This window comes from Paenibacillus sp. sgz302115, from assembly GCF_056120445.1.
In genome coordinates this window covers 647,656-672,088 of the sequence record NZ_JBVYOK010000001.1, presented here as the reverse complement: position 1 = coordinate 672,088, position 24,433 = coordinate 647,656, and the positions used below count along the sequence as shown (strand labels likewise).

Below are 24,433 nucleotides of genomic sequence, written 5' to 3'. Positions count from 1 at the left end.
CTCTGATCATCGTCAGGGGTCATTTTTTTGTCACAACTCAAGGCGAAAAAACCATTTACATCATGCCCCCCGGGGGGATATATTTATGAGAACGGTTCTCACTATATTTGAGGAGTGAATGGCATGGGAGAAATGATACGAACGAAGGAAACCCAAGCTTTCTCTTGGAAGTCTGCATGGGAAAAGAACGGCGGAATCCTGATCGCAGCCGCCTGTCTGGTGCTGATTGGAGTGGCCTGGAACCTGGACCGGAGCGGGCAAGAGGCACTGTCGATTATCTTTTTTGTCATGGCTTATGCTGTGGGCGGGTATCGCAAGGCGTGGGAAGGCCTCGAAACCCTGATTAAGGAAAAGGATCTCGATGTCGACCTCCTTATGGTCGTTGCGGCCATTGGCGCGGCAAGCATCGGCTACTGGCTGGATGGTGCGGTGCTGATCTTCATTTTTTGTCTTAGCGGGGCGCTGGAAGATTACTCTATGGAGAAGACCAACCAGGATATCGCTGCGATTTTGAAATACCGTCCGGAAGAAGCGGTAAGGCTAATAGAGGGGGCGGAAGAGCGGATCAAGGCCTCCGAGCTGCAAAAGGGAGATCTTGTGCTGGTGCGCCCCGGCGAGCGTATCCCCTGTGACGGGACCATCGTCGAAGGCAGCTCCTCAGTTGATCAGGCTACAATTACCGGTGAACCTATTCCCGTGGATAAAACGCTGAACGATGCTGTATTTGCCGGTACAATGAATGGGCAGGGCGCCCTTCGGGTGCTTGTGACCAAGGCGGCGGACGATACGCTGCTCTCCCGGATTATACATATGGTGCAGGAGGCGAAGAATGAGCTGCCGCCGAGCCAGCTTTTTGTGGAGCGGTTTGAAGGCATTTATGCCAAAAGTGTGGTCGTGCTTGCGCTGTTGTTAATGGTGCTGCCGCCATATCTGTTTGGCTGGACCTGGGAGGATACGATTTACCGGGCGATGATCTTCCTTGTTGTCGCTTCACCATGTGCACTTGTGTCCTCGATTATGCCTGCGATCCTATCAGGCATCTCCAATGCCGCCCGCAAAGGCGTTCTGTTCAAGGGAGGTGTACACCTGGAGCAGATCGGGAGCGTGAACGCAGTGGTTTTTGACAAAACCGGAACACTCACGCAGGGCAAGCCGCAGGTGACGGATATCCGTCCGGCGGACGGCTTCACGGAAGAGGAGCTGCTGCGCCTTGCGGCATCGCTGGAGAAGCTGTCCCGGCATCCAATTGCCGGAGCGGTAGTTGAAGCGGCCGAGGAGCAGAAGCTTATCCTTGAGCCAGCGGCTGCGATGCAGGCGGTAACCGGCATGGGCGTCAGCGGACTCGTGAGCGGCAAGCCCTGCCGGCTTGGCAAAAGAGCTCTGCTGCCCGACCTTGCCATAGCTGCAGAACCGATTGCCGAAGCGGAACAGTTGGAGGCTGAAGGGAAGACCGTCGTCTTCGTCGAATTCGGGGGACGATATGCCGGCATGCTGGCTGTGCAGGATGTTCTGCGTTCCCATGCCTCAGAAGCGATTCAGCGGCTTAAAGCGATGAACAAGCATGTGGTCATGCTTACCGGAGATGCCAAGGCTACTGCAGAGGCTATCGGCAGACAAGCGGGAGTTGAGGAGATATACGCCGAGATGCTGCCGGACGGGAAGCTGGACGTGATCCGTAAGCTGACAGAGCAATATGGTAAAGTGGCGATGGTCGGGGATGGCGTGAATGACGCACCAGCACTGGCGGCAGCATCCGTGGGCATTGCGATGGGAGCGGCCGGGAGCGATGTGGCGCTGGAGACGGCAGGCGTGGTGCTGATGACCGACGATATTGCCAAGATTCCTTATGCCATCTCACTCGGGAGCCGTACCAGCCGGGTCATTAAGCAAAATATTGCGTTTGCCCTCGCCGTTATTTTGCTTCTTGTTGTGTCCAACTTTGCGGGCGGTATCAATTTACCCTCCGGTGTGGTCAGCCACGAAGGCAGTACGCTGGCTGTAATCTTAAGTGGCCTGCGGCTGCTGAAATAAGCCCTGTTTGTTTCTTGGAATCTATTCTTGCTATAATACCCCTAAAGCTATCTTCAGATGATAGAAAAGAAGCCGGGGTGTAAATATATGGTTCAGGAAGCAAGTGGTCATCATCATGACGAGAATTACGAGCACAAGTACCGCAAGCAAATCGTTAACCGGCTGGCCCGCATTGAAGGCCATGTCCGCGCCGTCAAAGAAATGACCGCCGAAGACCGCGATTGCTCGGAGGTATTGCTGCAAATTGCCGCTGTGCAGAAAGCGCTGGACAAAGCCGCGAAGCTGCTGCTGAAGGACCATCTGGAGAACTGTGTGGTCAAAGCCGTCCATCACGGCAACGAGGAAAAGGTGCTGGAGGATCTGAACAAGGCGATTGACAATTATATACGCTAGCAGAGACAAGTGGCTGTACTATCCTTAGGGGGATGGTGCAGCCATTTATTTTGCCTCATGCATAATGTCATATCTATCTGCTTAGAAATATGATATTTTATTGCAAAATTTCAAACCAAGGGGGCGTCTGAGTGATCACTCCGCATAATCTCGAAGACTACTATGTAAGAATCGGCAGATTGAAGCAGCGTTATTTATCTGAGCGCTTTGAATGTGATCTCCCGGCATTCGCTTCCCATGCAGAGGCGGCAGACTGGTTCCGCAGTCTGTTCGCGGACAGCTTCATCTTTGTGGAGGAGATAGAGGCGGCCAATTCGGAGAGCTATTACTTGTATGACATCATCCATGACCGGGAGCTATGGGAACGCCGGCAAAGAGATTTACGTGACAAGGGAACGGTAACAGGTGCGGGCATGCTGCTCTGTACGCAGAGAGTAGATATTTACGAGGATGGCTCTGTACAGTTGTCCTTCTAGGCAGAATTAGCCACAGCAAAATTTAATACTGGATCAGCGTATTTTACGCTGGTCTATTTTTTTGGTAATAACATCAAAAAGTGACCAGACGCATAATCACTTCCCGGGATCGGTGTATATTCAAATTATGAGAAATAGATTTTGAAACTTTCAAAATTTGATTGTAATCCTCCTTTTTGTTTGGCTCCCATTATAGAATGAGGTTGTTGATAAACATTATCATTCAGGGGGCTAAAGAATATGAACGCAGAATTCAAGATTGCAAGCGACACTTATTGGGTTGGAAAGATCGACGACCGGGAGGTTCCATTCCATCGCCTTATATTAGCGAAAGGAACCACCTACAACTCTTACCTGCTGAAGACAGGCAAGCCAACCGTTATTGATACCGTCGATATGGAGTTCGGACGTGAATATGCGGAGCGCCTGGGTCAAATGATTGATCCGCTCGACATTGCATATATCGTAATTAACCATACCGAACCCGATCATTCCGGCGGACTTGCTGCACTGGCTTCCCGAGCTACCAATGCCACTATTGTATGCACAGGGATTGCCGTACCGGAGCTTCAGGAAATGTATAAGCTGCATAACCGGAATTTCCTTGTAGTCCAAGACGGCGATACGCTGGACATTGGCGGAAAAACGCTGTTGTTCAAAGAAACGCCGTATCTCCATACGGCAGAAACGATGATTACCTACTGCATTGAAGACCGGATATTGTTCCCTTGCGATATTTTCAGCACACATGTGGCTGTGGAGAAGCTTTTTAGCGATGAAGCCGGGTTTGATATTACAGAGGATTTCAAGGGCTATTACAACGCAATCATTCATCCTCACAGAAGATATGTAAGAACGCTGCTGGCGGCTGTCAAGGATTTGGATATAACGATGATCGCACCATCCCACGGTTTTATTATCCGGGAAGATATCCGCAAATATATAGATCTCTACGCCACACTGAGCCGTGAGACAACCCGGGGTAAGAAGGCAGCCATTGTCTATACGACGATCAAAAACAACACGAAAAAGATGGCTAATATCTTGCAGACTACCTTGCAGGAGAACGGTATCGGGACAGAGGTTTGGGATGCAGACAAGAGCAGCATGGAAGATATCCTAAGCAGTATCAATTCGGCGGACGCCGTCTTTATCGGCAGCTCCACCAAATATGCGGACATGATCGGCAACCTTGAGCCATTGCTGAAAGAAATGCAGAAGATGAATCTGGAGGGCAAGCTGGCGGCGGCGTTTGGTTCCTACGGCTGGAGCGGAGAAGCTATTGAGGTTATTCAGGATTATCTGAACACAACAAATATGACCGTACAGAGCACTTCGGACGTGATCAAGTCGACGGGAATGACACATGTGGAGTTTCCGGTGCGCGTTCGTTTCTCTCCCAAGGAAGCAGATAAGGTGCAGAAAATTAAAAATGCTGCCGAATTTGTCTCTGACTTGCTGCTGAGCTCATTTTAAAGGAGGTAGAAGATCCATGCCAAAGCATTTTATTATAGTGGGCAGCGGAGTTGCGGCAGTTCATGCCGCCAAGGCTATCCGTGACCAGGACCCGGAAACGGAAATAACGATTCTCGGTGAGGAGGATCATCTTCCCTACAACCGGATCAAGCTGACCAAGGGCTTGTTCAGTGACCTGCACAGTGAGAAGGTGCTGATCAAGAAAGAGAAATGGTACCAGGACAACCGTATTTCTGTCCAAAAGTCGACCCGCGTTGTGTCCATCCATACAGACCGGCAGCAGGTAGAGACAGCAGAGGGCAAACTCCTCACTTACCACAAGCTGCTGCTCTGTATGGGGGCAAGAAACCGGGCGCTCTCAATAAACGGCGCAGGACTGAAAAATGTGCATACCATCAGGGACATGAATGATGCCGACAGGCTGAAGGCAAGCCTTGCGAGCGGCAACCGTGTAGTCATTATCGGGGGAGGGGTACAGGGACTTGAGACTGCCTGGGCATTGCATGAAGGCGGATACCAGGTAACTGTCATCGAAATGTCCTCCCGCCTTATGACCAGACAGCTTGACGAAAGCTCCTCACAGCAGCTTTTGCAGACGATGGAGAACTCAGGTGTGAAGGTTGTTCTTCAGGCTGGAGTGACTTCAATTACAGGCGTAGAGTCGGTTACTGGAGTAATGCTGGATGATCAGTCCACGATCCCTTGTGAGCATGTGGTTTACTCGATTGGTATCGTACCGAATATAGCACTTGCAAAAGAAACAGGGATTAACACCCGGTCCGGCATCGTTGTTAACGCAAATATGGAGACAAGTGTACCTAATGTGTATGCTGCCGGAGATATTGCGGAAATCAATGGCCATGTAGAGGGCTTGTGGGGAGGAGCCATGGAACAGGGGCGTATTGCCGGGAGCAACATGGCTGCAGCGGAGAATGCTGTTTATCGCAGAGCGGTTCCTGTTACGTTATTTAATGCTTTTGGAATCTCGCTTTTCTCGATTGGCAGTACAGATGAGAGTCAGTGTGACCTGACCGTAGCGACTCAGGAAAATGGCATCTACACCCGGATATTTGTGAAGAATGACACAATGGTTGGAGCGATCTCATGGGAGGGAGCCGCCGCTTCACTGGTCTATAAGGATGCTATCGAGCGGGGAATCAGCCTCACCGGCATCCGGCTTGCAGAAGGCAGCCTCTCAGAGATTATGGCCGAAGTACAGTCCAGATTACACAATTAGTTTTATATACTATATGAGGAGATGAACAGAATGCAAAAATATATCTGTCTGCCATGCGGTTACATCTATGATCCTGCGATTGGAGACCCGGACGAGGATGTAGCTCCAGGTACTGCATTTGAGGATCTGCCTGAAGATTGGTGCTGCCCGGTCTGCGGGGAGGACACTAGCCATTTTGCGCCTGTAGAAGATAAGGGTGCGGTTTCCTAACGCCACTCTGTATACAAAAACTAGGGGGAAACAGACATGTCGGAACATTCCTGCCAGAACGCCGCGGAGCCCTGTACACGTAAAGTGCCAATCTTCGCTTCGTTAACCGATGGGGATCTTTCAAGGATCAGCGCTATGATCAAACATCGGAAATATGCCAAGGGTCAGGCGTTGATTCTTGAAGAACAGCCGACGGACACACTATATATTATTCAGCAGGGGCATGTTAAATTGTCCAAAATGACCCCGCAGGGGAAGGAACAGATTTTGCATGTTTTGACGACAGGCGACTTTTTCGGCGAGCTGAATATTTTTAATAGCGAAGAGCTTAGCAACTTCAGTGCCTATGCATTAAAAGATACCAGTATATGCATGCTGACCAAGACGGATATGGAGCAGCTAATAGCGGAGAACCCGGATATTTCTTACAAGCTGCTGAAGACTGTCACCAAAAGGCTGGCCCACACAGAAAATCTCGCCCAGAGCCTGGCAACCAAAGACCCGGAAATTCGGATTGCCTACATGATTCTGGAGCTCAGTGATAAATACGGCAAGCAGCGGGGAGGGCGGATTCATATAGATCTTCCTCTGTCCCGTGAAGAGTTGGCCAATTATGTTGGCGTTACCCGGGAAACGATCAGCCGGAAATTTGCTGTTTTTGAAGATTTGGGCTTAATCGAGCTGATCGGCAATAAACAGATGATCCTGACGAATCGTCCTTCCTTGGAAAAGTATATAGATTAGCCTATGCAGTGGGAAAACAGGCCAATGATCTTCTCCGATCATTGGCCTGTTCTGTTGTGTCAGCTCTTAGTGAACACCAACCGCATTATAGGCTTGGGTCACTGCAGCAACCTGAGCAGACCCTGCTCCGAACAATTCGGTTGCAGATTGAATGACTGCGGTGCGCGCAGCAGAGAAGTTAGAAGAAGTTGTGAGGTAATAGACGAGTGCATTGTAATAGATTTGAACAGCATCTTCACGGCCGATGCCTGTGACCGTCACACCGTTGAATGTGCCGCCTTGTGCTGCCAGATAGAAGGCTTTGTTATTGATACCGCTGTTCGTATGCACACCACCGTTATCGCTGGTGCCGGTGTAGCGGTCGCTGTATTTGTCAGGCTGGTTGTAGAGGGGCGGGTTGGCCAGTGAACGAAGAGCGTCGCCAGCTACTCCCGGGGTATACACATCATCTCCTATCAGCCAGTTGTCGCCTTCAATCGCATTGCCGATGATGTCCGAGAAGGATTCATTCAGCGCTCCAGGTTCTCCATAGTATTCGAGATCAGCTGTTTTTTCCGTTACGCCATGCGTAAGCTCATGTCCTACAACATCCAAATCACCGGATAATTGCGTAAATGTAACCCCATCTCCATCTCCGAAGACAATTTGAGTTCCATTCCAGAAAGCATTGTTATAGGAGGTGTAATAGTGGACGGTGGAGCGGATCTGCAGCCCATTGTTGTCCAGGCTGTTGCGGCCGAAATGCTGGAGATAATAATCGTAGGTTTTCTCCGCATACGCATGTGCATCAACGGCGGCTTTGTCCGTCCAGACGTTGGTGCTGCTGGTTAGGAGCGTTCCAGGAAGGCTGGTCCGGTTTCTGGCCGTGTAGGTAACGATCCCATTGCCCCGAGTACTGTCGTAGAGCTGATAAGTGGAACCGGAGAGGCGCGTCTCGAACGTTTTGGTATCACCGTTGACCCCTGTCCCTGTACCGGTCAGATCCTCCAGAATATTATACTTGAACAACACACTTCCATCCTCTGCCGAAATGAAGTACCGTATCCGCAGCGGTTCAGGCTCAAGCACATTCACTTCCGTTTTATAAGCTAATTTAGGTTCTCCTTCTACGATAAAATAATAGAGTTCCGCTGCGGGCTCAATTTGGGCTTCCCCAAGCGGTCCATACTCCAGCGTCGCATCCTGAGTTGCAGCTGAAATGGCCTCTGTTCCTGAAATGGTTTTGAGCGGAATCAGCGGCTGCGGGATGGACTGGTAGACATCTTCAACCACGCTGCCGAGCAGGGAGGTAACGTTGCCGTTTTTATCAATATGAAGTGTCTGATCTGCACCATATACCGGAATACCGGAGATGTATTGGCTTAACCGGTAGTGCTGGCTACCTGTCTTGCTGTTTGTTTTTTGCTCCGTAATTTGAAATTTGCTGCGTACATCTTCTTTGGCGGATAGGCTCAGGTTCCCTTTGACACTTTCGAGATACCCCCACACCTTATCTTCAGGAGTTGATCCGGCCGGTGCTTTCCAGGTTTGGTCCGTAAGAGAAATGGGGGAAGAGCTCGTGAACAGCTCACCTGACTGGCTGTGCTCATTGCTCTCGGCTGCGGCACCTACGGATGCGAATGAGCCTAATGCTACAATACCTGCAAGAAGGGAAGCTAAACTTTTTTTCATAAAAAATACTCCTCCAATCAAAATAGTTGGTTTTTAATTGTGCCGAATTCTTGTAGACATCCTTTATCTAGCCTGTATCCAAGCTGCGATCTGGCTGTAAAGACAAGTGCAACGGACAACCTTTTGATTAGAGTAGGTGAGAGGACACCCCCATTTCACATGGATTTACAACTACATTTCAATCCACGACAAGAAAACTGGATATTTATGTAATTATAGTATTTTTATTATATTACAAAATTAGGAAGAGTCAAGAGATTTATGTAATTTTATGGAGAATCAAGAACGCAACGAAGCAATGCTTTGATTGCCATACTTTGCAGAATAAAGAGTTATATTGAATTCATGACTAGGAGGCCAGACTGTCGAGAGTTTCGATGGCCTGGTCTTGTAAACGGGAGAAGGACAGGATTTTAAGAAAATTGGGTTAAAAGAATTAAATTTGGGGAAGCGTTCGAAACAAAAAAACTCCCGGGGAGGCTTTTTTTGTCCTGCATCTTGACGGGGGTTTTGAAAGCGGTTATATTATGAATGTAAATAATACGTTATATAACGTTATATGAGGGAGAGAGTGAAATGAGCGTGAAAAATGTAATTCAAGCGATCAATGAACAAACTGAAAACGGGATTACGGAAGTCTATCTGGTTGCCTGCGGCGGGTCTCTGGTTGATATGTACCCATCCAAGTATTTTCTCGACAGTGAGGCGCAGAAAGTCGTTTCCGGTATGTATACGGCCAATGAATTTGTCCATGCCCTGCCCAAACGGCTGAACAAAGACTCCGTCGTCATTGTCTGCTCGCATGGAGGCAATACTCCTGAATCGGTTGCTGCGGCAAAAATCGCGAAAGAACACGGTGCGCATACCATCGGCCTGACCCATAATACAGAAGCGGCGCTGCTGAAGTTCTCTGACTATCCGTTTGTGTATGAATGGGGCGAAGACAGCAATGTCAAAAACAATCCGATGGCAATTATTCTCGAATTGACCGTGGAAATTCTAAACAAAGTGGAAGGTTATGCCCACTATGACGCTTTTCAAAGCGGCCTGCAAAAAATCAACGGCATCATTGCAGGCGGCAAGCAGCAGGTGGCGGAGCGGGCCAAAATTTTTGCAAGCAAGTACCGGCATGAAGATCTGTTCTACATTTTGACCAGCGGTGCTTCTTATGGACATGCGTACGGCTTCGCAATTTGTTCCCTGATGGAGATGCAATGGCTGAACGCCGCGCCGATTCATTCCGGAGAATACTTCCACGGCCCATTTGAAGTGACGGACAAGGAAACGCCGTTTATTCTGGTGATGAATGAGGGACGTACCCGGGCGCTGGATGAGCGGGCGCGCACTTTCCTGAATCAATATGCGGAAAAAGTGGAAGTGGTGGACGCCAAAGAGCTGGGCATCAATACGATCAAAGATGAAGTGGTGGAATTCTTTAATCCTGTGCTGTTTTACAGCATCTTGTCCGTCTACCGCGAGGCGCTGGCCGAAGTCCGCAACCATCCGCTGGAAACGCGCCGTTATATGGGCAAAGTGGCTTACTAAAGCGAGGTGAAGAAAAATGAAGGTTCTGGGTATTGGAGACAACGTTGTTGATAAATATGTTCATCTCAAGATCATGTACCCGGGAGGAAATGCGGTTAACTTCAGTGTTTTTTCCAAAAAACTAGGCGCAGAAGCCGCTTTTGTCGGCACTTTCGGTGACGATGACGAAGCCCGGCATGTGGAGAAGGTACTACGGGAGCTTGAGATCGACCTGTCCAGATGCCGGCATTTCAGCGGAGAGAACGGCTGCGCACGGGTGACACTGGAGAACGGAGACCGCATCTTTCTCGGCAGCAATGAAGGCGGGGTTACACGTCTTCACCCGCTGCGGCTTACCGAAGAAGACAAACAGTACATTCGTGAATTCGCCGTCATGCATACCGGGCTGTACAGCCACACCGGCCATCTTCTACCGGAGCTGAAGACACTGGGCGTCCCGCTGTCCTTCGATTTCTCCGATGATTTTACAGAAGAGCAAGTGAATGAGCATATTGCTTTTGCCGATTATGCCTTCTTCTCCTGCAGCCATATGTCGGATGCGGATACGCAGGACTATATCCGGTCCAAATGGAGCCGCACCGGCCAATTGATTGTAGCTACACGCGGTAGCGAACAGGCCATTGTCTACGATGGAGCACGCTACTATTTCCAAGAACCGCAGGTAGTGGAGGCCGTCGATACGATGGGGGCAGGTGATTCTTTTATCGCGGCGTTTCTGCTAAATGTTTTGTCCGGAGGAGACATACAGGAATCTATGCTCAAAGCATCCCGCTTTGCAGCCCAAAGCTGCCTTGTAGAAGGTTCCTTCGGGTATGGCGTATCCTATAAATGATGTATTGGCCGCCGCTTGTGAAATACCACAACGTTTGATACTCTGATAAAGAGTAAGGTACAGTGTAAATCTCTGTACTCAAGGTAGATAACAAGCGAGGTAAATTATGTTAAATGCAGATCATGCCGAACCATTATATGTCCAACTGAAAAAAGCGCTGCAATCAGCGATTCACAACGAAGAGTTCAAACAGGGAGAGAAGATTCCAACCGAAACGGAGCTCAGCGAGCGTTACCAGGTAAGCCGGATTACCGTTCGCAAAGCAGTGGAAGAACTGTCCAAAGAAGGTTATCTGGTTAAGCAGCAGGGCAAAGGGACCTTTGTCAGCCAGGCCAAAATTGGCCGTAAAATTGAACATGTCATCGGCTTTACGGCGGCTTGCGCAGCCAATGGGCTGACTTCGCACAGCATAATTACGCAAAGAGAAATTATTGCACCGGACAATGGGATGAAGCAGCAATTGCGTCTTGCGCCGGGGGAACAGGCGATTTTTATTCAGCGTAAACGATATGCCGGAGACAGTCCGCTGATGCTGGAGAACAACTACTATCCGCACAATCGGTTTGCATTTCTGCTGAAAGAACCGCTGGAAGGCTCGCTGTATGAGCTGCTGCGGGACAAGTATGGCATAGATGCAGTCAATCCGGGTGAAACGACGCTGGAAATTGCGCTGGCCGATGAAGTGAAAGCCGGGCTGCTCGAGACGCCGATTGGCAAACCGCTCTTTTATTTGAATACGATCATTTACGATCAGGACGGACTCCCGGTACATCTTGGTAAGCAATACATCATTGGAGACCGCTATCAGTTTACTCTCTAGCGTGCACGGTTGACAGACAGACATCCTTTACTGCTTCAATTTTTGGGGCAGTCTGGAGATTTTTGACATAACGTTATATAACGTAATAACAACTTGTGCTTGATATTTAGTAGAGAGCAGAACAAAGATGGTACAGGCGTTCCGGGGGACGCCTGAGTGTAGCCAACAGGAGTTGAGGGTTGATGAAAAATAATACTGCAGATCTTGTGCTTGTATCGGACTGTCTGTTCATCGGTGACCAGGATGCTCCGCAGCCCGGTTTTGTGGCGGTGAGCAACAACCGGATTGTTGCAGTCGGCGGGCCGGGCGGCCAAGCAGAATGGATAGGCCCGGAGACCAAAGTGTATATGTTGGGCGACAGGCTGGTCATGCCGGGGATTCATGACAATCATGTTTTTTTTACAGGGTATATGTCTTTGCATCTTGGCGTTGATTTGTCGCAAACCGCTTCTTCCGCGGAAGCGTTGACCTTGCTGGTCCGGCATGCTCAGACTTTGCCCGTTAATGAAAATGTATACGCTTACGGATGGGATCAAAACCGCTGGAGCTCATTGCCGGAGCAATCTGCGCTGGACGAAGCTTTTCCGGATCGCCCCGTCATTGCGATTAACAACAGCAAAAGCCACTGCTGGATGAACCGGGCAGCGATCGCCAAATACCGGTTTACGCCGGAGGAATGCAGCGCGGAAGCAAGGGCGCTGTTACTCAAGGATATGCAGCAGGATCAACAGCGGGTGGAACAGATGTTTCTGGATTTTTGCCAGATGCTCGCCAAACAGGGCGTTACCTCGATCAAGGATATCGGCTTTGATGATTACAGCGGTCTGCTTCCGGTTCTGGCCGGACTGGAAGCGGGCGGCCGCCTGCCGCTGCGTGTCCATTTCGCGCTGGAGCCTGTACTTGAGCCGCTGAATTCCGCATTGGGCCGGACATTTCTGGAACGCTATACCAGTGACGGTCTCCGTTTTCAGGGCTACAAAATTATGATCGACGGCGTTGTGGCGGATCATACGGGCGACATGCTGGAATCCTATGCGGATATGCCGGGTGTCACCAATCTGAAGCCGGTGGATTATTCCGCGATTGAAGCGGCAGTGCTGGAAGCAGACCGGAACGGAATGAAATGCTGCCTGACAGCGGAAGGCGATGCCGCCATTCGCCGGGCAGTCTCCATCTTGGAGAAATGCCGGACCATTAACGGGGCGCGCGATGCCAGACATTCGCTCAGCGATCTGGAGTATCCGCATCCAGCAGACCTGCAGCGGATGGGGAAAAACGGAATATTTGCGGAGATATACGCCCAGATTCTGCTGCTGAATCCGGCTTATGATGCCGCCTATATGGCGGAAGTGGCGGGCCGGGACAATGAAGACCGGTTTTATGATTACCGGGCGTTCAGGGAAGCGGGTGTGACTCTAACGATCGGCACCGATTTGCCGCTGTTTATAACCAGCGTTCCCGATTCCATCTATGCAGCGGTTGTACGCAAATTTCCGGACGGGTCGCCCGAAGGCGGCTGGTATCCGGAGAAGGGCATGACCGTGGCGGAGGTGCTGCGAGCCTGGACCGTGAACGGAGCGAAGCATAACTTTATGGAAGAAAAAGTGGGCACACTGGAAGCAGGTAAATATGCGGATATTGCCGTATTTGATTGCAATCTGTTTACCGTCCCGGAGAAACGGCTGCGGAAAGCGCAGGTTGTACTGACGGTAGCGGATGGCCGAATTGTCCACGATATTACAGGCGGCGAGTCTTCGGTGTCATGATGTATGACGATAAAGAATATTTTCAACCCTTAATAATACGTATTATAACGATATAATTATGGAATGAGGGATATATCATGGAATCATTGGAGAAAAAAAGCAGATGGGCTCTGCCGCACAGTTACACGCTCATCTTTCTGATTATTATCGTGATGGCCGCACTTACCTGGGTGGTGCCCAGCGGTCAGTTCAGCCGGGAAGAGACAACAGTCGGCGGCGCTGCCAAAACGGTCATCGTGCCGGGAACCTACCACACCGTGCCCAAATCCGGCGAAGACGGGGATCTGCGTCAGGGAATTCCGCAAATTCTGGGCGCTCCGATGGAGGGCATCATCAATGCGGTGGATGTGGTTGCTTTTGTTCTTATTGTGGGCGGAGCTTTTGGCATTATTCTGCAGACGGGGGCGATTGACCGCGCACTTCTGGCTCTGGCCCGGGCCTTGAAAGAAAAGGGAATTCTCGTAATCCCCATATCTATGATGATCTTCAGCCTTGGCGGCTCCACCTTCGGGATGAGCGAGGAAACCATCCCGCTGTATACGATTTTTATAACCTTGATGTTTGCCCTCGGCTTTGATTCTATTACGGCCATCCTGATCTTGTTCCTCGGCACGCAAATCGGTTATGTCGGCTCGACCACCAACCCGTTTTCGGTGCTTATTGCCCAAGGTGTGGCCGGCATTCAGGGCAATCCCCAGCTCTGGCTGCGTTTTATCGAATGGATTGTGTTCACTGCCGTTTCCATAGGGTTCACGATGTGGTATGCGCAGCGGGTAAAAAAACATCCGGAGAAATCGGTTGTTTTCAAAAATGACCTGATCAACCGCCCAATCTTTCTGAAAGAAGATACGGGGGAAGCGGTGCACTTCTCATTCCGGGACAAGCTGATTATTTCCGGGTTTATTGTGACGCTGGGGCTGATCGTTTGGGGGATTCTCAGCAAAGGCTGGTATATGACCGAGATTGGCGCGCTATTTTTCGCTTTGGGTTTATTTGCGGGGATTGTATCCAAAATGAACCAGAAGGAGCTGGCGGAGAACTTTGTTAAAGGCTGCGGCGAATTTGTGTATGCCGCCGTCATTATCGGGCTCGCCCGGGGGATCCTGGTCATTGCTGAAAACGGCATGATTATTGATACGATCCTGAACTCGATGTCCAATCTGCTTAAAGGACTACCCAGCTATGCGTTCACGACAATTATGCTGATCGTCCATAACCTGATTACTTTCTTTGTCCCGTCGTCTTCTGGGGAAGCGGCCTTGACAATGCCTGTGCTGGCGCCGCTCGGCGATCTGGTCGGCATTAACCGGGAAGCGATTGTTACCACCTATCAGTTCGGCAACGGGCTGACCAATCTCATCTCCCCCACCGGAGGTGTTTTGCTGGCCGGACTGGCAATCGCCCGCATCAACTTTGGACAATGGCTGAAGCTGATTATGAAAATTTTTCCGCTCCTATGGATCATTGCAGCGATCTTCTCTGCGATTTCGGCTTATGCCGGGATGTAGACAGTCATAGCCACCCGTTTGACGGGTGGTTATGATTTTTTTTGTATGCCGGGCATGGGCCCTTCTTAGTGAATGCCTTCATATTTGACTAGGAGCAACCTAAAGTTTATGATCTCCTTATAATTAGAATCCTAACTATGAAACCTATAAGGGAGAGGGTCGTATGACAAAACCAGCTTCGAATACTCCATATTCAAATCTGATCCGGGAAATTGGATTGAAGCAGAAAAGAATAGGAGACGCCAGATTAATGGAGCTGGGACTGAATTCTCAGCAGGGACAGATGATCGGCTACATTTTTGAAAATCAGGATAAAGGTCTGATCCAAAAGGATTTGGCAGAGCACTTCAATCGCAAAGAAGCCAGCATCACCAGTATGCTTCAAGGGCTGGAGAAAAAAGGGTACATCACACGGGTCATTCCGAAAGACAATGAGCGGCAGAAAAGAATATATTTATTGGACAAGGCGGTTGTTCTTGTCGATGAATTCAATGAGATTTTTGCGGAAGTGGAAAAAAGCATCACCAAAGGCCTTTCTGCAGAAGAAGCGGAAACTTTAATGGATCTATTGATGAAAGTTAATTCGAACCTATGATCGCTCTGAAGCGGATTTACGAGCCGGCTGCTCCAGAGGATGGATATCGTATACTGGTAGACAGGCTGTGGCCGCGCGGCATTTCCAAACAGGAGGCTTCCATTAATGAGTGGATGAAGGAGATTGCTCCCAGCCCGGACCTGCGCAAATGGTTTGATCATAAGCCGGAGCGTTTTGATGCATTTAGCAAAAGCTATATTCAAGAGCTGGAGGGCGACCCATTACGCGGGGAACTGGGTGCGAAGATCGCGGAGCTTGCGCTGCATCAAAGGGTGACTTTGGTTTATGCCGCGAAAGATCCTGTCTATAATCATGCGATAGTTTTGCAGCAGTGGCTTCTTTTGAAATGAGAAAATTTGGCTGGAAAACAGGGGAAGAGGGAACGGATGCCTACAATACTGGTTGCTGACGACGATGCGAACATTCGCGAACTCGTCTGTTTATTTTTACGAAATGACGGATACACAACGCTCGAAGCTGAGGACGGTAAGGAAGCACTGGCCGTGTATACCTCAACACATGTCGATCTTGTCGTGCTCGATATTATGATGCCTATCATGGATGGCTGGACGTTATGCAAGGAGCTCCGGAGAGCCAATCCTGATCTTCCGTTGCTTATGCTGACTGCGAGAGGCGAAACCTGGGAGAAAGTGAAGGGGTTCGATCTTGGGACAGACGATTATTTGACGAAACCATTCGACCCCTTAGAGTTGACAGTTCGTGTTCGAGCATTATTGAAACGATACCGGATTGGCTCCACGCAGTTGATCCAGTTCGGCAACGTCGTCCTTGATCGGCAGACTTATAAGGTGAAGAGAGGGGCGGAGACGCTCACATTGCCGCTCAAGGAGTTCGAATTGCTGTATAAGCTTGCGGGAACACCCGGACAAGTCTATACGCGCGAGCAGCTGATTGATGAAATTTGGGGGATTGATTACGCTGGAGATGATCGGACGGTAGACGTACATATTAAGCGTCTGCGGGAACGGTTTGCGGATACACCGGATTTTCGTATCGAAACGATGCGCGGGCTTGGTTACCGGCTTGAGGTATATGAATGATCAGATCCTTATATATACGGGTCGTCCTGACTTTCCTGGCGTCTGCAATCGTGGGAACGATTATTGCTTTTTATGTGGCAACCTGGGTGTTTAAAGATCAATTGAACGAGAATATGCAGATTACCTTACTTGATTTTGGTCAGGACGTCTCCCGGATTTACGAGACTTTACCGACGCGTGAAGCAGACTCATTCGTGGGTGACATGAAGCAGCTCAATTCCTATTATATTCGAATTTATGATGGGAAGGGGCAGTTGCAGTCCTTCGGAGCGCTTAAGGGCCACAATCCTGGTACAGTGACTAAGGAGCAAATAACGGAAGTACTCGGTGGCGGAGTTGTTCAAGTCAAGACCAATGGTATTAAACCGCTCCTCTTAGGGCTGCCCTTGAAAACGGAGATGGGAACGAAAGCGATGTTTGTGGAGCAGCGCCCGCCTTCTTCCTCCTCATTTATGGTAAAGTGGGTTATCAACTTTTTAATCTACTCATTGGTTGCAGGCAGTCTGTTGATTATGGTTGCTGCTATGTTCTTAATAAGACCGATCAAAAAACTGACAAAAGCGACTAAGCAAATAGCAGATGGAGATTTCAGCGTCAAGCTGAATATTAAGCAAAAGGGTGAGTTAGGTACTTTGGCCCGCAGCTTCGAAGAAATGATGCAGGATCTGCAGCGGCTTGAAGAGATGCGCAGGGAATTCGTATCGAACGTATCTCACGAAGTTCAGTCACCGCTGACCTCAATCTCCGGTTATGCCCAAGCGCTCAAGCAAGTTGATGTTGCGGATCATGAGCGAAGCCGTTATCTCGATATCATCATTGCAGAAGCAAATCGGATATCCAAGCTGAGTGATAGCCTGCTCAAGCTGAGCTTGCTTGAATCGCAGTCCCAGCAGCTGCGGCTCACTAAGTTTAGCCTTGATGAGCAGATCAGACGAGTTATCGTTGCAATCCAGCCGCAATGGTCGGCCCGCAACATTAGTTTTGAGCTCAATTTGAAGGCCGTTCGGCTCATGGCGGATTATGATCAATTAAACCAGGTATGGACGAACCTGCTCGGCAATAGCATCAAATTTTCTATGGATGGCGGCGTTATTAATGTCAGCACCCGGCAAGATGTCAACAATGTGATCGTCCGGATATCCGACAACGGCATTGGTATTTCCCCCGAGGACCAGAAGCGTATATTCGAACGGTTCTTTAAGGCGGATCGTTCCCACAGTCGTAAGTATAACGGCAGCGGTATGGGGCTTGCTATCGTCAAACAGATCGTTTCGCTTCATCAAGGCGACATTCAAGTGGAGAGCGAGCTCGGCCGGGGAACGGCCGTCATTGTCACGTTGCCGATCAGAACACGGGCAGATTAATTAGTCATCTCTATGCTACGGCATTATGTGCAAGCTTCCTTGCATGTGGCGCTGTAGCATTTTTTTTGCTTGTTCATATTCCGTTCATATTGTAGTCATTAGGAGTACATCTTCGTCCTATAAGCTATCATTAACAGCTATTTAACGCAGATCAATAGACAGATGAGGATAGGAGAAGATGAGAGTGGAACAAAGAGAGGTAATGAACATTAGGAAGGGTACTGGAATGAAGAAACTGTCCACCATTTTACTGAAAACCATAGGAGTTGTAGCAATAGCGATAGTGCTGTTTTTTGCTATTGTTTTTATAGTTAATGTGATCAGTAACAAATCAGAGCAAGGGAAAATACATTCCTATGGCCAGTTAGTGCCTGTAGACGGGAAGAATATGAATGTTCTGATCCAAGGAAAAGGCGAAGAAACAGTTGTGCTGCTTCCAGGCCTTGGTACAGGGGCGCCGGCACTTGATTTTAAGCCGCTGGTAGAGGAGTTATCTCCGTTTTACCGGGTAGTCGTAATTGAGCCTTTTGGGTATGGACTAAGTGATGGAACCGGCAAAGAACGGAGCACTGAGAATATCGTTAGTGAAATTCATGAAGCTTTACAGCAGTTCAAGATTGACCGGTACACACTTATGGGCCATTCCATTGCGGGCATTTACGGACTGGATTATGTGAATAAATATCCAAACGAAGTGAGTGCATTTGTCGGGATCGACAGCAGTGTTCCAACGCAAGGTGGTGAGGATGAAGAAACTCCAATCCAGTCGCTTGAGTTTCTCGAAAAATCAGGTCTCATAAGATTGCTCAAGAAAATAGGCGGCGACCCCTATGCTGGACTGCCTTATGATGATGAAACCAAAGATCAGATGAGAATGATTTCGAATAAGAACTCGAATAATGCCACTGTTTTGAATGAAATGAAAAATATTAGTGCTAATTTCAAGGCAGCCAAAAGCCAAACATTCCCCAAAAATCTTCCTGTTCTTTTGTTCGTACTGGCGAATGATCCAGAAGTTAAAGATTGGATACCACTGCATGAAGAGCAAATAAAGAATTCTGTGCATGGAAAAATGATTACCCTAGAAGGAGCGCATTATTTACACCATACCAGATCCAAAGAAATCGCTGAGGACTTCCGGGAATTTATGAAAGACGTAAAATAAGTGCAATTAAAAACCGTCCTTAGGGGCGGTTTTTAAAATGTAAGTATTTCTCGCTGAAACGGCTACGCCGTCCTTATAAGGACGGCGTAGCCGTTTCAGCTTGCTGGTTGAAATAATTAAAAATGTAGTTGGAATTGTTTGTTTTTTTTCATAATTAAATCTGTATCATTAGAAATGAATAATCTACAGAAAATGGCATTAATGAAATAAAAAAACAAGGGGAGGTAATCTGTATGCGAAGAGGAGTCAGCTTGTTGTTGTGCTCCACGATGGTATTGGGTTTGTTATTAGTGAATGAAGTGCCGGGAAACAAGGTCAGCGCTGCTGCTGCGGGCGAGCTGTCAGTGATAGATATATTCGGACGGGAGGTGAACGGATATGGGATTGATCTGGTAGACTGGCAGGGTTATCTGGCGAATCCCTATATCAAGCTCACGGTTAAACCCCCGGCGAACGCTGTGTATCCGGTCACGGTTAACCTTCAGGCCGAAGGCTCTTCCCGGCTGATGATGGATTTGCCCAGCACCTTATCCGCAAATGGTGCGACAAAGACACTGAAGTTCGCAAACGCTGCTGAATCCAAAAACTTCCTGCTCGAAATTGCTCCGGACCGGGTGGGTGGTGCAGGAAGTATAGAGAACTATACGCTTTCTATGCAAATCCGTGAAAACAACGGAAACACGAGAACCCAGACGGTGCCGGTTCGGGTTCTCGATCAGGACGATAACACAGACAGCACGTTTCCGCTAGTGTTTGATTACCGTTATGACACGGTCAATCATTATTTTGACGATCCCGGAATCCGGGCCGCCGCAGAGCGGGCGATCAAGGATTATTTCTACTTTCTGGACATTTCGCCCTTTGATACGGTTCCCGCCGGGGACGAGGTGAATATTGTACCAAACGACAATTTTAACGGCAACACAACGGTAAGTAACAATGCCCCTTTTAAGGGGGAGTGGATTTTCCTGCGGGGCATCAATGATCCTTACTCTACAGGCTGGTCCTCCAATAACGGAAAATATCACAAAATCAATGGAGTCAATGCACCAGGGAATTTACACCGTTCACTCGGGACGGCACTTGATTTCTACGCGAATGCCAGCGTCTTTACTTCGATCAACGATGACGATTGGTATAAGACGGACCTCAGCCAGGTGACGGATGTCTATGGCCTGATCATGCATGAATTTGGTCACGGCTTCGCTTACAGCGACAGTTGGCCCGGAATGGTTGCTTACTACAACAGCAATGGTACCAACGATGCGGAAGTGATTGCTTACCAGGGCCACGCAGTGAAACTGGATAACAGCTATCATATCCCTGGAGATCAGGCTAGCTGGGATCGGATTAGTGGTCAGAGTGGAGGCTGGAACCATCTCTTTCCTACCAGAAGATGGCTGCCGACCAAGCTCTCCCTGCTGATAGCAGAGAATGCAGGCTGGAAGCTGAACAAGAATCTGACTCCATTCCTGGCGCCTTCCATTACGACGAGCACTATCCCGAACGGAACTAAAGGGAATAGCTACACGGCACAGCTAACAGCTAATGGAGGGGTGCCGTTCTATGACTGGACGCTTGAGAGCGGAAGCCTGCCGCCCGGCCTTTTGTTGAACCGCTTCACCGGAGTGATCAGCGGTACCGTGGCGTCTTCGGCACCGCAGTCTATCTATAACTTTACAGTCAAGCTGAGGGACTATGATGAGATGAGTGCACCTGTTGTTAAGTCCTTTTCACTCAACCTGGGAGATACTTCGAATCCGGCTGTCATTTACGAAGCGGAAAGCGCGACAGTGAATAATGCTAACGTCAATGAAGCGGCTGGAGCTTCGGCCGGCAAATATATAGGTCAGATTGATTATCCGGACAGCTACGTTCAATTCGCTGCTCAAGCAGCGGGGGCAGGTCCATATAAGTTGGAAATCCGCTATGCAAACGGGACTGGTGCTTTGTCGACCCAGAGTTTGAATGTTAATAATGGATCGGCGCAGACAATCAGTTACCCGGCCACGGAGGGATGGGGGCAATTCGGCACAGTGTCAACCACAGTCAACTTGAACAATGGTGCCAATACCATTCGCCTGTCCAAAGGAAACACAGGTTATGCCGAACTGGATTACATCCGTCTCATTCCGGTTTCATAGTAAATGATAGACCGGCTGGTCAGGTTGAATATTTATGTATAGAGTATCGGGGGGAGACTAGGCTCCCCCTTCAACTTGTTAGCTTATCATTGCGGGCTTTCGTTACTCATCCAACTGTCTACATAAAATTCTCCGTTATAGGACTCATGCGCTGAAATTTCTTTGAGCTTATTCTGGGCTTCTTCAGCAGTATCATATCCGCCAATGACCGCGATAAATTTACCCGAGGCAGTTTTTATAAATGAGATATCCTCTTCTGGATATTGCTCTTCGAGAATGCCCATATCCTCTCCTAACGGCATTTCTCCCGTACGAATAGAGAAGACCTCATGAGGCGGAGCTGATTCGCCGTTTGGAGTCAGCTTCAACTCAAGATATCCGGGATCTTTAAATTCAGATATGGAATGCTTCACACCATCTTTCAGTTCAACGACGAACCGCATTGCTGAGTCATCCAAAACGATATTTCGATAAACATCCTTCACTAGGGGAAGAGTAAGCAAATCTTTCTCTATCGTATCAAAATCAAATTGACGGGTACCATTGAATGTAAAGATTAGACGGTTAGGTGCATCTTTTTGTTCAACTGTATAAAACGGTACATTGGCAACAGGCTCGTTCTCAGAACTAAAATGAATTTTAAGTGTATTCTCCGTCGCTTCCGTTCCAACTTTGGCGCCATCTGTACGCTCGCCACCTTCGCCAAATTGCAGAACCTGAACAATCTTTCCAATTACAGGTATTTTAGACATCGCGTGTGATACACTTGGGATGTTAACGACGAACAGGAGCATGATACAGGCCGCAATTAATGAAGCGAAGCGCATCGTTCTAAGGGATCTCTTACGAGCGGATGCTCTTTTCTGGGCATTATTAATGACGCTGACAAGCTGGTCAGGAATTTTGATATTCTCGTAACGATCTTTTCCCATCATACGTTATCAACCTCTCCCTCTATCAAATAATGTTTTAATTTTTTTATAATACGGTAAAATTTAGATTTGACTGTATTTTCCGATATAGAAAGAACCTGCGCCATTTCTCTAAAGGGAAGATTCACAAAGAATTTCAAAATAATATAAGTTTTCTCTTCTGGTACAAGCCGGTCCAGTGCATCATACAAATCCATTTTTTCTTCCAGCGTCGCTCCCCGCTCAGCAGCCGCAAGCTCTTTTCCATGATCCTCGATATAAGTCATCCGCTTGTTGCGGCTTATATGATCAATAGCTGTATTAATCACAATACGTGACATCCAGGTATCAAAATAGGTCATAGACTGCAGCTTGCCATAAGCGAGAAAACCTTTGTAAGTAGCTTCGGACACAATGTCCAGCGCTTCTTGCTCATTTTTTACATAGCAGTAGGCGAGGCGATAAAGCTTATCCCGAATGACTCCGAGCTTTTCGCTGAACTGCTCTTCTTTTGATTTAATGATGTTAAGTCTCATTACTCTGCGTAAACCCCCTTAAATATAAGCATTAGAGCCACAGCACGTATACCAGGCCTGGTACTTGCTCAAGCACGTTGAGCTCTCATAGCTAATGGTTAGACTGATGAAGGGAGGAAATAGTTCTACGATGTGAAAAAATAATTACTAGGGCGTTCACAAATTTACCAATAACACTGCTGAGAGTGAGAAGGTTTTGTATATTGAAAACAAGAATATATTCACAATTCCAATTTATGAGAATGGAGTTGATAAGCATGAGTGACAAGATGGTAGCTATCTTAAGAAGACAGTTTGAACCGACAATAGAAATGTTGAAGCAGCTTGTCGAAGTATGTCCTGATGAGTGTGGCCCGTAAGTTTTTCGATGAACTTACTGACGACAGATTGTTGGAACCATGCGTACTCTTCGAAGAAATCGGAATCAGCTTCTTACAATGAGGAGTGTTATTTAATATGGTGTATGAATTTGATAGCGAGATAAAGATGCTGGAAGGTAAAATGAAATGGAAGGTCGTTTATTTCCCGTATTCAGTAAGGGAAGTATTCAATACTAGCGGTAGAGTATCTATCCAAATCTCCGTTGACGGGCACGAGTTCGACCATACATTGTTGCCGTCAAAAAATGGGCATTATTTTGTTTATAATGAATTTATTCGAAGAGCAGTACATAAAAAGCTCGGTGACAGTCTCCATGTAATTCTTAAAAAAGATGAGGAGAATCGTAATATTGTTTTGCCAGACTACATTACAGTAAAACTTGAAGAGCACCACATGCTGAATACATTCCTTATTCAACCTGATTACATTAAACGGGAGCAGATCAATTATATTGAACTTGCTAAAAAGGAAGAAACAAAGAATAACCGGGTACTAGCTTTAATTAATAAACTTAAAGATAAATAAATCCTAGAGCAGTCATCGTTGGTGGTTTTTTAAGTCATCAAAACATCGGTAGCGAGCACCGGGTACTAGGCCTAGGTCTTAATCGGTACTAGACCTTGGTTTGTTTTGCACATTCTAATCCACTGCTACACTGGTATACACATCTGGTCTAAAGGAGTTGGAATGGAATGAAAACATTGATTGCAGAAGCCAAAGAACAGGGCCCTGATGGAGAAAAAGGCGTGATTCAGTCATCCAGGAGGGGATTGCTCATTTTCTTTGATATGCTAATCCCTCTCACGATCATCAGCTATGTACTGGTAATAAACGTATCCCCCAATTTTGTCCTGCTTCTCATGTGGACACCCGGCTTGTCCTCGATTTTCGCCCGTTTAGTCCTGCGCGAAGGCATCGCGGATATTTCCCTGCGGATTGGAGGCAAGCAGACGTTAAAGAGTATCCCATTTGTCCTGATGTTACCGGTTGTCATTGGTTTGTTTGCGTATGGATTCGCTTGGATTACGGGGCTGGTACAGTATGTTGAACCAGGTAATTCCGCAAATGGGTCCCTCACCGTAACTATTATTTTCCAAATGTTTGTAGGTACCGCAATAGGCATGATCAGCAGCACAGGTGAGGAGTTGGGGTGGAGGGGCTACATGCTCACTCGACTCATTCAGGCGCGCATACCCAGGCCAATATTGACGAGCGGTTTGATCTGGGGAGCATGGCACATCCCTGCAATACTATTTGCAAGTTATTATTCCGGCCCATCTATTGCCTTGTCCATTATACTGTTTATGATTACAATCTGCTCTTTCAATACTATTATCAGCCGCCTTCGTTTAACGACGGGGAGCATTTGGCCGGCAATTCTGTTGCACGCATGTTGGAATGCTGTGATTCAGGATGCTTTCGACCAGTCATCAAGGGGCGGAGATGTGTTTCTCTGGACGGGTGAATCGGGAATACTGGTGGCCCTTGCTCTGCTGATTGCGGCTTGGATCTTCTCGAAAAGACCTCTGATCATTAGACGGTTATAGTCAGTGTCGATGAATAAAGA

Annotated in this window: 23 protein-coding genes; 20 read left to right on the top strand and 3 right to left on the bottom strand. The window is 48.2% G+C overall.

Going from position 1 to position 24,433, the window contains the following annotated elements:
- The first annotated feature begins 123 nt into the window (after nt 1–123).
- The 7 genes from AC0LWN_RS03005 (at nt 124) to AC0LWN_RS02975 (ending at nt 6,567) form a co-directional block, all read left to right on the top strand.
- Nucleotides 124–2,031 (top strand): heavy metal translocating P-type ATPase, encoded by a 1,908-nt coding sequence (locus AC0LWN_RS03005; protein ID WP_474663145.1) that lies wholly within the window; start codon nt 124–126, stop codon nt 2,029–2,031.
- Between the two features lie 87 nt (nt 2,032–2,118).
- Complete coding sequence (locus tag AC0LWN_RS03000) at nt 2,119–2,424, top strand: metal-sensing transcriptional repressor (RefSeq protein WP_019910892.1); 306 nt, start codon at nt 2,119–2,121, stop codon at nt 2,422–2,424.
- A gap of 131 nt (nt 2,425–2,555) precedes the next feature.
- A complete protein-coding gene (locus AC0LWN_RS02995) occupies nt 2,556–2,900 on the top strand; it encodes a hypothetical protein (protein WP_474663144.1) in 345 nt (114 codons plus the stop codon).
- A gap of 240 nt (nt 2,901–3,140) precedes the next feature.
- Nucleotides 3,141–4,376, top strand: coding sequence for an FprA family A-type flavoprotein (locus tag AC0LWN_RS02990; RefSeq protein ID WP_474663143.1), 1,236 nt, complete (start codon nt 3,141–3,143; stop codon nt 4,374–4,376).
- A 16-nt stretch (nt 4,377–4,392) separates the two neighbouring features.
- Nucleotides 4,393–5,613: an NAD(P)/FAD-dependent oxidoreductase gene (locus tag AC0LWN_RS02985; protein WP_474663142.1), complete on the top strand. Its 1,221-nt coding sequence runs from the start codon at nt 4,393–4,395 to the stop codon at nt 5,611–5,613.
- Nucleotides 5,614–5,643: 30 nt separating this feature from the next.
- A complete protein-coding gene (gene rd / locus AC0LWN_RS02980; RefSeq protein ID WP_458962289.1) occupies nt 5,644–5,823 on the top strand; it encodes a rubredoxin in 180 nt (59 codons plus the stop codon).
- 36 nt (nt 5,824–5,859) lie between these two features.
- Nucleotides 5,860–6,567 (top strand): Crp/Fnr family transcriptional regulator, encoded by a 708-nt coding sequence (locus AC0LWN_RS02975; protein ID WP_458962288.1) that lies wholly within the window; start codon nt 5,860–5,862, stop codon nt 6,565–6,567.
- Between the two features lie 66 nt (nt 6,568–6,633).
- Here the strand turns inward: AC0LWN_RS02975 and AC0LWN_RS02970 are convergent, their stop codons facing one another.
- Nucleotides 6,634–8,238: a M4 family metallopeptidase gene (locus AC0LWN_RS02970; protein ID WP_474663141.1), complete on the bottom strand. Its 1,605-nt coding sequence runs from the start codon at nt 8,236–8,238 to the stop codon at nt 6,634–6,636.
- A 576-nt stretch (nt 8,239–8,814) separates the two neighbouring features.
- Between AC0LWN_RS02970 and AC0LWN_RS02965 the strand changes: the two genes are divergently transcribed.
- The 11 genes from AC0LWN_RS02965 (at nt 8,815) to AC0LWN_RS02915 (ending at nt 21,038) form a co-directional block, all read left to right on the top strand.
- On the top strand, nt 8,815–9,783 hold the full coding sequence (locus tag AC0LWN_RS02965) for an SIS domain-containing protein (protein ID WP_474663140.1): 969 nt from the start codon (nt 8,815–8,817) through the stop codon (nt 9,781–9,783).
- Nucleotides 9,784–9,799: 16 nt separating this feature from the next.
- The gene (locus AC0LWN_RS02960) at nt 9,800–10,615 is read left to right on the top strand and encodes a fructoselysine 6-kinase (protein ID WP_474663139.1); all 816 of its coding nucleotides are present in this window, start codon (nt 9,800–9,802) and stop codon (nt 10,613–10,615) included.
- Between the two features lie 106 nt (nt 10,616–10,721).
- A complete protein-coding gene (locus AC0LWN_RS02955) occupies nt 10,722–11,435 on the top strand; it encodes a GntR family transcriptional regulator (RefSeq protein WP_474663138.1) in 714 nt (237 codons plus the stop codon).
- 182 nt (nt 11,436–11,617) lie between these two features.
- Nucleotides 11,618–13,201: an amidohydrolase gene (locus AC0LWN_RS02950; RefSeq protein ID WP_474663137.1), complete on the top strand. Its 1,584-nt coding sequence runs from the start codon at nt 11,618–11,620 to the stop codon at nt 13,199–13,201.
- A 77-nt stretch (nt 13,202–13,278) separates the two neighbouring features.
- Complete coding sequence (locus AC0LWN_RS02945; RefSeq protein ID WP_474663136.1) at nt 13,279–14,709, top strand: YfcC family protein; 1,431 nt, start codon at nt 13,279–13,281, stop codon at nt 14,707–14,709.
- Between the two features lie 163 nt (nt 14,710–14,872).
- Entirely contained in the window at nt 14,873–15,304 is a 432-nt protein-coding gene (locus AC0LWN_RS02940) for a MarR family winged helix-turn-helix transcriptional regulator (protein WP_474663135.1), read from the top strand.
- Complete coding sequence (locus AC0LWN_RS02935; RefSeq protein WP_474663134.1) at nt 15,301–15,654, top strand: DUF488 domain-containing protein; 354 nt, start codon at nt 15,301–15,303, stop codon at nt 15,652–15,654. Before AC0LWN_RS02940 ends, AC0LWN_RS02935 begins: the two co-directional genes overlap by 4 nt.
- A gap of 36 nt (nt 15,655–15,690) precedes the next feature.
- A complete protein-coding gene (locus AC0LWN_RS02930; RefSeq protein ID WP_474663133.1) occupies nt 15,691–16,365 on the top strand; it encodes a response regulator transcription factor in 675 nt (224 codons plus the stop codon).
- On the top strand, nt 16,362–17,729 hold the full coding sequence (locus tag AC0LWN_RS02925; protein WP_474663132.1) for a sensor histidine kinase: 1,368 nt from the start codon (nt 16,362–16,364) through the stop codon (nt 17,727–17,729). The genes AC0LWN_RS02930 and AC0LWN_RS02925 overlap by 4 nt, the downstream gene beginning before the upstream one ends.
- Before the next feature lie 178 nt (nt 17,730–17,907).
- The gene (locus AC0LWN_RS02920; RefSeq protein WP_474663131.1) at nt 17,908–18,894 is read left to right on the top strand and encodes an alpha/beta fold hydrolase; all 987 of its coding nucleotides are present in this window, start codon (nt 17,908–17,910) and stop codon (nt 18,892–18,894) included.
- 233 nt (nt 18,895–19,127) lie between these two features.
- Complete coding sequence (locus AC0LWN_RS02915) at nt 19,128–21,038, top strand: putative Ig domain-containing protein (RefSeq protein ID WP_474663130.1); 1,911 nt, start codon at nt 19,128–19,130, stop codon at nt 21,036–21,038.
- 86 nt (nt 21,039–21,124) lie between these two features.
- Here the strand turns inward: AC0LWN_RS02915 and AC0LWN_RS02910 are convergent, their stop codons facing one another.
- The gene (locus AC0LWN_RS02910; protein WP_474663129.1) at nt 21,125–21,973 is read right to left on the bottom strand and encodes a hypothetical protein; all 849 of its coding nucleotides are present in this window, start codon (nt 21,971–21,973) and stop codon (nt 21,125–21,127) included.
- Nucleotides 21,970–22,485, bottom strand: coding sequence for a sigma-70 family RNA polymerase sigma factor (locus AC0LWN_RS02905; RefSeq protein WP_474663128.1), 516 nt, complete (start codon nt 22,483–22,485; stop codon nt 21,970–21,972). Before AC0LWN_RS02905 ends, AC0LWN_RS02910 begins: the two co-directional genes overlap by 4 nt.
- A gap of 456 nt (nt 22,486–22,941) precedes the next feature.
- On the opposite strand from AC0LWN_RS02905, the gene AC0LWN_RS02900 reads away from it, so the two are divergent.
- A complete protein-coding gene (locus tag AC0LWN_RS02900) occupies nt 22,942–23,391 on the top strand; it encodes a YdeI/OmpD-associated family protein (RefSeq protein ID WP_474663127.1) in 450 nt (149 codons plus the stop codon).
- A gap of 167 nt (nt 23,392–23,558) precedes the next feature.
- The gene (locus AC0LWN_RS02895; RefSeq protein WP_474663126.1) at nt 23,559–24,413 is read left to right on the top strand and encodes a CPBP family glutamic-type intramembrane protease; all 855 of its coding nucleotides are present in this window, start codon (nt 23,559–23,561) and stop codon (nt 24,411–24,413) included.
- Nucleotides 24,414–24,433: the final 20 nt, after the last annotated feature.